Below are 9,680 nucleotides of genomic sequence, written 5' to 3'. Positions count from 1 at the left end.
CCCGCGCCCCCGCGCCCCCTTTGCCCCAGGGGTGCCTTTGGGCCGCTCAAAGAAGCGTTTATGCAGGTGGGAAGCGGTGCGGAGGGTGCCTATGATCGGTGCACCGGCCGCGCGAGACGCCGTCGGCGCTCAGCGTAAGGAGCCTCGTCGTGAGCACTTCACCACCCGCCCTGACCGGCGCCACCCTCGATGTCGACCGCAGCGACCCCGCCTACCGCGCCTGGCTGAAAGAAGCAGTGCGCAGGGTCCAGGCCGATGCCAACCGCTCGGCCGACACCCACCTGCTGCGCTTCCCCCTGCCCGAGCGGTGGGGCATCGACCTTTACCTGAAGGACGAGTCGACCCACCCCACCGGCAGCCTCAAGCACCGGCTGGCCCGCTCCCTCTTCCTCTACGGGCTCTGCAATGGCTGGATCCGTCCGGACCGCCCGGTGATCGAGGCGTCCAGCGGTTCGACGGCCGTCTCCGAGGCGTACTTCGCGAAGCTGATCGGCGTGCCCTTCATCGCCGTCATGCCGCGCACGACGAGCGCCGAGAAGTGCCGCCTGATCGAGTTCCACGGCGGACGGTGCCACTTCGTGGACGACCCCCGCACGATGTACGAGGCGTCCGCAGCCCTCGCGGCGGAGACCGGCGGCCACTACATGGACCAGTTCACCTACGCCGAGCGGGCCACGGACTGGCGCGGCAACAACAACATAGCCGAATCGATCTTCCGGCAGCTGCGGCTGGAGCGGTTCCCGGAGCCCGCCTGGATCGTCGCCACGGCCGGCACCGGCGGCACCTCGGCGACCCTCGCGCGCTATGTGCACTACATGCAGCACGACACCCGCATCTGTGTCGCCGATCCGGAGAACTCGTGCTTCTTCGAGGGCTGGACCACCGGCGATCCGGACGTCACCTGCGACAGCGGTTCCCGCATCGAGGGCATCGGACGGCCCCGCATGGAGCCGAGCTTCGTGCCCGGCGCCGTCGACCGGATGATGAAGGTGCCCGACGCGGCCAGTGTGGCCGCCGTGCGGGCCCTGGAGCGGGTCATCGGCCGCAGGGCGGGCGGCTCGACCGGCACCGGCCTGTGGAGCGCGCTGAAGATCGTCGCGGAGATGGTGGCCGACGGGCGGCGGGGGAGCGTGGTGACGCTGCTGTGCGACCCGGGGGACCGCTACCTCGACAAGTACTACTCGGACGCCTGGCTGGCCGAGCAGGGCCTGGACCTCGCGCCCTACACGGCGGCGATCGATTCGCTGCTGCGGACGGGGGTCTGGCCCGACTGACGGCCGGGTTCCGGCGCCGGGCGCCGAGCCGTGCGCGGCGGCCGCCAGGCGGGCGGACGCGATCCCGGCGAAGGGGCCGACCGCCCGGTCGTTCCGGGCGCACAGCGCGCCGACCGGCAGCACGGTCCGGAGCCCCGGACCCCGGAGCGCTCCCTCGCGCGGTGCCGGCCGACCCGCAGGACGGCCGGTCCCGCGTCGAGGGGCGACGGAGCGGCCCTACCGCGTGAGCCGCCGGTCCAGCGAGGTCACCGCGGAGCGGAACGCCCGCCCGAGCCCCGGTCGCGCCGCCCTGAGCGCGAGGCGGAACGGTGCCGTCCCGTCGGCGGCGAACGTCCACCGCACCCGTGTGTCCGTCCCGGCGGGCTCCAGCCGCCACTCCTCCGCCAGGGCGCGTGCGCCGGGCGCGTTGGTCACGTCGACGCGGTAGGCGTACACCTCGGGTTCCTCCGCCGCGAGGATCGTCTCGCGGAAGCGGGTGCCGCCCCTCAGCCGGACCTCGCGCCCCGCGCCGCCGTCGAGGGGCGGGCCGGCGTGACGGCCCCGAACCACTCGCTCCAGCCGGTCACGTCCTCGGCCAGCGCGCGGAAGACCGGCTCCGGCGCGGCGGAGATCTCCCGGGCGAAGACCAGACGGACGGGCGCGGCCCGGACGAAGCCGGGCCCCACGGGACGCAGACGGTGAGCCATGGGCACGACCCCCTTGACGAAAGCCGGAGTTGCGGCGGGCCGAGCAGCGTACACCCCGGAGGGCGGCCCGTCAGACGTCCGCGGACTCCCCGTCGGGCTCCTCGGGCCCGCCCGCCACCACCAGCCGCCGCAGATGCTCCGCGATCTCCGCGCGCGCCCCGTCCGGCAGCCCGGAGTCGGTCACGAGGGTGTCGACCTGATCCAGGGACGCGAACGAACTCAGCCCCACCGTGCCCCACTTGGTGTGGTCGGCGACCACCACCACGCGCCTCGCCGACTGCACCAGCCGGCGGTTGGTCTCGGCCTCCGCGAGGTTCGGCGTCGACAGGCCCGCCTCGACGGATATCCCGTGCACCCCGAGGAACAGCAGATCGAAGTGGAGCGTCGCGATCGCCTGGTCGGCCACCGGCCCCACCAGGGAGTCGGACGGGGTGCGCACCCCGCCGGTCAGCACCACCGTGGCCGCCCCCTGCCGGGGGCCCGAGGTGCGCTGCGCCGCGTGGAAGACGTCGGCCACCCGCACCGAGTTGGTGACCACCGTCAGATCGGGGACGTCGAGCAACTGGTGCGCCAGCGCGAACGTCGTCGTGCCGCCCGAGAGCGCGATCGCCGCGCCCGGGGACACCAGTTCGGCCGCCGCCCGCGCGATGTCCTCCTTGGCGCTCAGCTCCAGGCCCGACTTGGCCTCGAAACCGGGTTCGTGCGTGCTCGCCTCCACCACGGGGACCGCCCCGCCGTGCACCTTCTCCAGCACGCCCTGCCGGGCCAGCGCGTCGAGGTCGCGGCGGACGGTCATGTCCGACACGCCGAGCTTGCGGGTCAGCTCGTTGACCCGGACTCCGCCCCGGCGCCGGACCTCGTCGAGGATCAGGGCGCGCCGCTGCTCCGCGAGGAGGTTCTGATTCTCGCTCACGTACGCTCCGGTCCTTTCGCCTCAAAGCCGTCCGACACGCCGCCCCGCGCACTCGTCGTGACGAGCGCGTCGCCGGTGCGCGGGCGTCCCATCCTCGCATGCCGGGACCCGGGGCGGCGCCTCCGGTGAACCGTCGCGCACATGTCAGTAACGTCGCGTAAGTTGCTTGCCCGTCGCACGGACCGGGGAGATTCCGTGACGAGAGGTGTGAGCCGTCCCGACGGGGGAGATCCTGTGCCCGCACGGACGGAGCCGACGACGTGTCACCGGGGGAAGTGCGCAGCAGTGGAACGTACGAGAGAGCCGAGAGAGCCGAGAGAGCCGAGAGAGCACGGACCGGCCGGGAGCACCGACGGCACCCCCGCACCGCCCGGCCCGTCCGGGGCCGCCCTGGAACTCCTGGTCCACGGGGTGGGCGGCACCACCCCCGAGGAGATGCTCGACGATCCGCGCACGGTCCGGGTCACCGGTGACGACATCGCCGCCGTGTTCCGGCGCGCCGACGACGCCGACGCGGAGCGGCGGCCCGACGACCGCCGCGACGGGCCCGTCCCCGAGGCCTACGTCTGGTGCAACCTCACCTCCGGGAACGGCACCCGTGCCCTGTGGCTGTTGCTGCTGCCCTTCATGGTGGTCAACCTCGCCCACTGGATGCGCCCCTCCAGCCGGGGCCGTACCCGCACGGTCCGGCTGTACGGGCTGCTGGTCCGGCTGGCCGGGCTGAGCCTGACGGTGCTGCTCGTCGCGGCAGCCTGCGAGGTCGCCCTCGACCTGGCCGCCTGGCAGTGCGCGGGCACGCGCGCGTGCGCCGAGCGGCACTCCTGGCTCGGCTTCCTCTCGCCCGAGGTCTCCGACGGCGGCTGGTGGAGCCTTCCGGGCCGCAGGCTCGCCCTCGCCGCCCTGGTGCCCACCGCCCTGACCGGCCTGCTGTGGTACCTGTCCCTGCGCACCTGGAACGCCTACGAGTCCCAGCAGCCGATGACCCACGACCCGGAGCCCGAGGAGGCCGGCGGACGCACCGCGCTGGGCCGGCCGGGCTTCTGGTACGGCCGGCGCCTGGTCGCGCGACTGCGCGCCGCGCACACCGCCGCCGGACTGCTGACGGTCGCCGCCGCGGTCGGCTCCGCCGCCGCCCGGTACGACCGCGGGCCCGGCGGCCCCGCCGTCCCGGGCGTGCTCGGTGTGCTCGGCGTGCTCCTGGGGGTGGCGCTGGCGGCCGGGGCGTGCGCGGTGGTGTGGGTGGTGTGCCGCCGGGGCCGCACCGACCGCCGCCTGGACGACGCGCTCGACGCGGGCCTGGTGCGCGGCCTTCCCCTCGCCGCCCTCGTGCTGCTCGCGCTGACCCTCCTGTACGCCGGGTGGGAGCGCGACGGGTGGGAGTCGGCGGGCCGGCTGCCCGGCGACCCGGCCTTCGGCGCCCTCGTCCTGGTCCAGGGCCTCCTGGTGGTCGTCCTCGCCGGGGTCGCCCACGTCCTGTACCGCTCCGCCCCCGACCGGCGCGCCGCGATGCGGGGCCTGGCCGGACCGGCGGTCGCCATGCTCGCCTGCGCGCTCGGCGGGGTGATGTCCGGCGGCGTGTCCCAGCGGATGTCCGACTGGCTGGACGGCACCGGGACGTCGATCCCCGGGCCGCCGGTGCTGCTGACCTGGCAGGCGTCCGTGATCCCGCCGCTGCTGGCGCTGCTGCTGGTGCTGTGCGGCTGGCTGGCCCGGCGCGCCTGGCGCATCGCGCGGGCCGAGCGCGCCGCCGTGGAACGCGAGTACCCCGGCGAGACGGGGGACACCGGCCGCACCCGCCGTATCGTCACCGCCCGCACCATGGCCGCCCTCACCGACCGCGCGCCGCGCATCGTCGCCGTCGTCTCCGCCACCACCCTGCTGCTGGGCGCCGGCGCCCTCGCCGGCGCCGCGCTCACCGACCGGACGCCCGGCGCGGCGGCCCGGGACTCGTACGCCGTCGTCCACGGCGCCGCCGAGACCGCGCAGGCGCTGGGCTCCTGGCTGATCGGGCTGGGCTTCGTCCTCCTCGTCGCCTGCGGCCGGCGCGCCTACAAGGACGCCTCCGCGCGGCGCACCATCGGCATCCTGTGGGACGTCGGCACCTTCTGGCCGCGCGCCGCCCACCCCTTCGCGCCGCCCTGCTACGCCGAGCGCGCGGTGCCCGACCTGACCTGGCGGATCGCCACCTGGACACGGTCCACCGGCGGACGGCTGGTGATCTCCGGCCACTCCCAGGGCAGCGTCCTCGCCGCCGCGGCGGCCTGGCAGCTCCCCCCGTCCACCCGCAGACGCGTCGCCCTGCTGACCTACGGCTCCCCGCTGGAGCGGCTGTACGGCCGCTGGTTCCCGGCCCACTTCGGTCCGGCCGCGCTCGACTCCCTGCACCGGGAGGTCGACTGCTGGCGCAACCTGTACCGGCCCACCGACCCCATCGGCGGCCCGGTGCGGCTGCCCGGCGACCACGGCCCCGAGGTGGACCGCGCCCCGCTCAGGGACCCCCTCGCCTACGGCCGCACCGCAGCCCATCCGCTGCCCGCGCCGATCCTGGGCCACTCCGACTACCAGGCGGACCCGGCGTTCGCCGAGGAGCGCCGGCGGCTGCTCGCCCGGCTGCGGCCGGACGTACCGGCGCCGCGGCACACGGCGGACCCCGACGGCGGCCCGGCCGGTCCCCCCGTGCCCTCGGCGTAGCGGCGGCGGTGCTCAGGGCAGTGCGGGCAGGTCCTCGGCGTAGAGGAGGGTCAGGTCGTCGGTGGTCGGCTCGTCGAGCTGGGCGACGCGGCTCGCGTGCCGCTCGACCATCGCCTCGAACGTCTGCCGCGCGGTGCGCCCGTTGCCGAACGCGGGCCCCTTGGGGATCTCCGTGAAGTACTTCAGCAGCGCCTCGCCCGCACCCGGTGCCAGTCGGTACTCGTGCTCCTCGGCCTGCTGCTCCACGATCCGCAGCAGTTCCCCGGGGCCGTAGTCGCCGAAGGTGATCGTCCGTGAGAAACGGGACGCCACCCCAGGGTTGACCGAGAGGAACCGCTCCATCTCGGCCGTGTAGCCGGCGACGATCACCACCACCGCGTCCCGGTGGTCCTCCATCAGCTTCACCAGAGTGTCGATGGCCTCCTTGCCGAAGTCACGCCCGGCGTCCTCGGGGGAGAGCGCGTACGCCTCGTCTATGAACAACACACCGCCGCGGGCCTTCTCGAACGCCTCCTGGGTGCGGATCGCCGTGGAGCCGATGTGCTCGCCGACCAGGTCGACCCGGGACACCTCGACCAGATGCCCCTTCTCCAGCACGTCGAGCGAGGCGAGGATCTCGCCGTACAGGCGGGCGACGGTGGTCTTGCCGGTGCCGGGAGAACCCGTGAACACCAGGTGCCGCTTGACCGAGGCCGCCTTCAGCCCCGCCTTCTGCCGGCGCCGGCCCACCTCGATCATGTCGATGAGGGCCCGTACCTCGCGCTTGACGCTCTCCAGGCCCACCAGCGCGTCGAGTTCGCCGAGGACGTCCTTCGAGGCGCGCGCCTCCCGCTCCGGCTCGGGGGCCGGGGCCGGCGGCGCGGACGGTGCGGATGCGGCGGGCTGATCGGGAACCGGGCCCAGCAGGCCCGGGGAGCCGCCCACCGTCTGCACGACCGGCTCCGGTTCCGGAGCCGGGGTCCGCAGGCTCCCGCTCTCGTCGCTCGTGCAGTCCTCGACGACCGGGCCGCCCGCGCCGGGGGCCGCGTCCGCGCCGCTCTCGGCGAACTCGTAACCGCCGCGCGCGCAGCGCTCGGTGCGGCACTTCCTGAGCGTCGTACGGCTGCCGTCGATCACGTGGAAGCCGTAGCCGCCGCTGCCGGTGACCCGGCAGCCGAGGAAGGTGCCGCGGCCACCGGCCGAGACGTAGACACCGGCCTCGGCCGGGGAGTCGATCGTGCAGCGCTCGACGGTCGGGTCGGCGCCCTTGGTGACGATCACGCCGGTCTGCGTGCCGTCCAGGGTGCAGTTGTTGAGCGTGCCGCCGCTGCCGTGGTCCCGGAACCAGGCGCCGGTCGCCGCCTGGTGGATCCGGCAGTCGTCGAGCTGCGCGGTGGCGCCGTCGCTCACCGACACCGCCGTGTTGCGCACCTGCGACAGATCGCTGTCGACCACGTCCGCGCGCGAACCGCGGTCGAGGACGAACAGCGCGTCCGGCACGTCGTGCACCCGGCAGGAGTCCAGTACGGCGGTGGCGCCGTCGCTCACCCACACCGCCGGGTAGTCGCCGGTACTGTCGAAGATCTCGCACTGGTTGGCGTCCACGCGCGTGCCCGGGTCCCACACCGACAGGCCGTTGCGGCCGAACTGCCGCACGCTGGTGCGGGTCAGCGTGAGCACCGACCGGGACCGCAGGTCGACCGCGTTCTCCGGGATGTCGTGGATCCGGCAGTCGGCCAGCGTCAGCACCGCGTCCGTGTCGAGGGTGACGCCGTCGCCGGTGGTGCGGTGCACCTCGCAGTCGGTGAGATGGGCGGTGGCGCGGTTCGTCACCTGGACACCGCTGCCCCGCACCTCGTAGACCTCGCACCCCACCGCCTCCAGCGCCGAGTTCTCCCCGGTCGCGGTGAGTCCCGAGCCCGAGGCGTGGTGCACCCGGCAGCGCTCGAGCCGGGGGTGGCCGCCACCGTGCACGGCCACGCCGGCCTGCCCCGCGGAGACCACCTCGCACTCCTCGAAGACCCCGCCCCCGCCGTCCAGCACGGCGATGCCGACGCCCGCCGGGTTGTCGACCGTGCAGCGGCGCACCGTGGGCCGGGCACCGCCGCGCACCTCGATGCCGGCCGCGGAGCGGGTGACCACGCGGACGTCGCGCAGCTCCGGGGTGCCCTCCTCGAGGAGTATCGCCGGGGCGGCGGCGTCCTGGCCCTCCACGTGCAGGTCCTGCACCACCGCCGAGGCGCGCACGGTCAGCGGGACGCCGTCCGCGGGCGCGATGCGCACCGATCCGGGGGAGCCCTCGGGACCGCGCAGGGTCACCGCCCGCTGTATGACGAGGTTCTCCCGGTAGGTGCCGGGAGTGACGGTGAGGACGTCGCCGTCGGCCGCGGCCTCCAGGGCGGCGGCGAGCGATGCGTACTCACCCGTGCGGCGGCGCCACCTCGATGTGCCGGTGTGCGTCACCTGGACCGTGCCCTGTGCCATGGTGTAGCCGTGCCCCCACCTCGTCGTGCCTGTGGCTCGTTCGCCCGCCGGACGCCGCAGCCGACCCCGCGGCTCGCGCGGTCCGTCGCCGATCGGTTCGGCCGGACCACCGTAGCGTGCGCGCGGGCGCGAGGTTGACCGGAGGCGGAACGCGGTCAGGTGCCGGTGCCCGTCCTGCCCCAGTCCGGACCCGCCTTTTCCCACGCCCGGTCCCAACGGGCGTACCGGCGGCGGACCATCCACCGGACGATCAGCCGTCTGCCGCCCTCGACCAGGGCCGCGGCCGTCAGGGCCGCGCCCAACCCGGCGAGCACGGCGTGCGTCGTCGCCGTCGCGGTGTCCAGCGGGCGGGCCGTGACGCGTCCCTGCCCGTCGGTCCACATCCCGAAGCGGTCGCCCGGCCGCGGGTCCTTCAGGAGCGTCGGCACCGGCCCGCTCCGCCCGGTGCCGTCCGGCGCGGTCCAGCGGGCCAGGACCCGGCTGCGCGGCTCCTGGCCGGAGGCGGTCTCCGGGGCGATCTCCAGCGGGGACGGGGGGAGGGTGCGCACCACCGTGGCCGACACCGGGTGCCGGGTCTGCTGCTGGGCGCGGACGGACCGCTGCAACGCGTTCTGGGTGGTGCCGCCGACGAGGCAGCCGGCCACCGGGGCGGCGACGAGGGCGAGCAGCAGCGCCGCGAGCGCCACCCAGGCCTCGGCCAGGTCGGTCCTGCGGCACAGCGGGTTGTGCCGCCAGCGCCAGAGTCCGCCGATCGCCCGCACCGTCCACCCCCCGGTCACCCGCCCGGTTTCTCACGAACCTCTCATGAGGGGCCAACGCGCGGGCCCGGGTGCCGGTTCCCGTCCGCGCGGACGGCAACGGCTACGCCGGGATCTCCACGGGGTCGCCGACGCGGATCGTGCCGGTGGAGAGGGGCACCAGGTTCTGTCCGAAGAGGAGTTCGCCGTCGGTCTTCCGGTGGGCGGCCAGCGTGTGCAGCGGTTCCCTCCCGCGCCGGGCGGTCTCCTGGTCGGTGGTCGTCACCACGCACCGGCCGCAGGGCTTCGCGACCCGGAAGGCGACCTCGCCGATGGTGACGTGCGTCCAGGTGTCCTCGTCCCAGGGAGAGGTGCCCTCGACGACCACGTTCGGCCGGAAGCGGGCCATCGGCAGCGGACCCTCGGCCGGGTGGTCGCCCTGGGCGATCAGGGAGTTGAGACGGTCGAGCGAAGCGGTCGTGGTGAGCAGCAGCGGATAGCCGTCCGCGAGGGTGACGGTCTCGCCCGGCCGTGCGTACTCCGGGTCGACCGGCCGGCGCGTGGCCGGATCGTCCAGGTGCACGAGGCGCACGTCGGCGCCGAGGTAGGCGCTGCACCAGGCGTGCGCGGCGTCGTCCTCGGCCGGGACCGCCTCGAACCTGTCGCGGAAGAGCACCACCGGGACCGTCCGGCCGGGCCGGGGGACGGGCACCGTCACCGGCTCCGCCCCCGGTGCGGACAGCCGGACGCCGCCGCCGGGCAGGAGCTCGGCGACGGCCCGTGCGAGGCGCGGTCGTTGGCGCTGCGTGACGACCTTTCCCCCGTCGTCGACCAGCATCCAGCGCCGGTCTCCGGCCGGCCCCCAGGGCTCCACGACGACCTCCCGGAGCGGCAGGCTCCGGAAGGCCTTGACCGG

At 74.9% G+C, this 9,680-nt stretch carries 6 protein-coding genes and 1 pseudogene; 2 read left to right on the top strand and 5 right to left on the bottom strand.

The window, feature by feature from the left end:
• Window positions 1–149: 149 nt before the first annotated feature.
• Complete coding sequence (cds1, locus tag B7L92_RS20235; RefSeq protein WP_081238926.1) at window positions 150–1,274, top strand: L-cysteine desulfhydrase Cds1; 1,125 nt, start codon at window positions 150–152, stop codon at window positions 1,272–1,274.
• Between the two features lie 216 nt (window positions 1,275–1,490).
• On the opposite strand, the pseudogene B7L92_RS20230 reads toward cds1, so the two are convergent.
• Window positions 1,491–1,960: pseudogene (locus B7L92_RS20230) on the bottom strand (SRPBCC family protein).
• A 70-nt stretch (window positions 1,961–2,030) separates the two neighbouring features.
• The gene (locus B7L92_RS20225) at window positions 2,031–2,873 is read right to left on the bottom strand and encodes a DeoR/GlpR family DNA-binding transcription regulator (protein WP_081238925.1); all 843 of its coding nucleotides are present in this window, start codon (window positions 2,871–2,873) and stop codon (window positions 2,031–2,033) included.
• 435 nt (window positions 2,874–3,308) lie between these two features.
• On the opposite strand from B7L92_RS20225, the gene B7L92_RS20220 reads away from it, so the two are divergent.
• On the top strand, window positions 3,309–5,564 hold the full coding sequence (locus tag B7L92_RS20220; protein ID WP_255311052.1) for a lipase family protein: 2,256 nt from the start codon (window positions 3,309–3,311) through the stop codon (window positions 5,562–5,564).
• Between the two features lie 12 nt (window positions 5,565–5,576).
• Here the strand turns inward: B7L92_RS20220 and B7L92_RS20215 are convergent, their stop codons facing one another.
• The 3 genes from B7L92_RS20215 to B7L92_RS20205 all read right to left on the bottom strand — a co-directional run.
• Window positions 5,577–8,027 carry a right-handed parallel beta-helix repeat-containing protein gene (locus tag B7L92_RS20215; RefSeq protein WP_081238924.1) on the bottom strand — a complete coding sequence of 817 codons (2,451 nt, stop codon included), beginning with the start codon at window positions 8,025–8,027 and terminating at the stop codon, window positions 5,577–5,579.
• Between the two features lie 155 nt (window positions 8,028–8,182).
• Window positions 8,183–8,788, bottom strand: a complete 606-nt coding sequence (locus tag B7L92_RS20210; protein WP_081238928.1) for an Rv1733c family protein — start codon at window positions 8,786–8,788, stop codon at window positions 8,183–8,185.
• Between the two features lie 100 nt (window positions 8,789–8,888).
• Window positions 8,889–9,680 (bottom strand): MOSC domain-containing protein (locus tag B7L92_RS20205; protein WP_107501543.1); only part of this gene is annotated, 792 nt, incomplete at its 5' end.

Origin of the sequence: Streptomyces viridosporus (assembly GCF_002078235.1) — a bacterium.
Lineage (GTDB): Bacteria > Actinomycetota > Actinomycetes > Streptomycetales > Streptomycetaceae > Streptomyces > Streptomyces viridosporus.
Note: the sequence above shows the minus strand (reverse complement) of the source record. Positions and strands in the feature narration are given on the sequence as shown.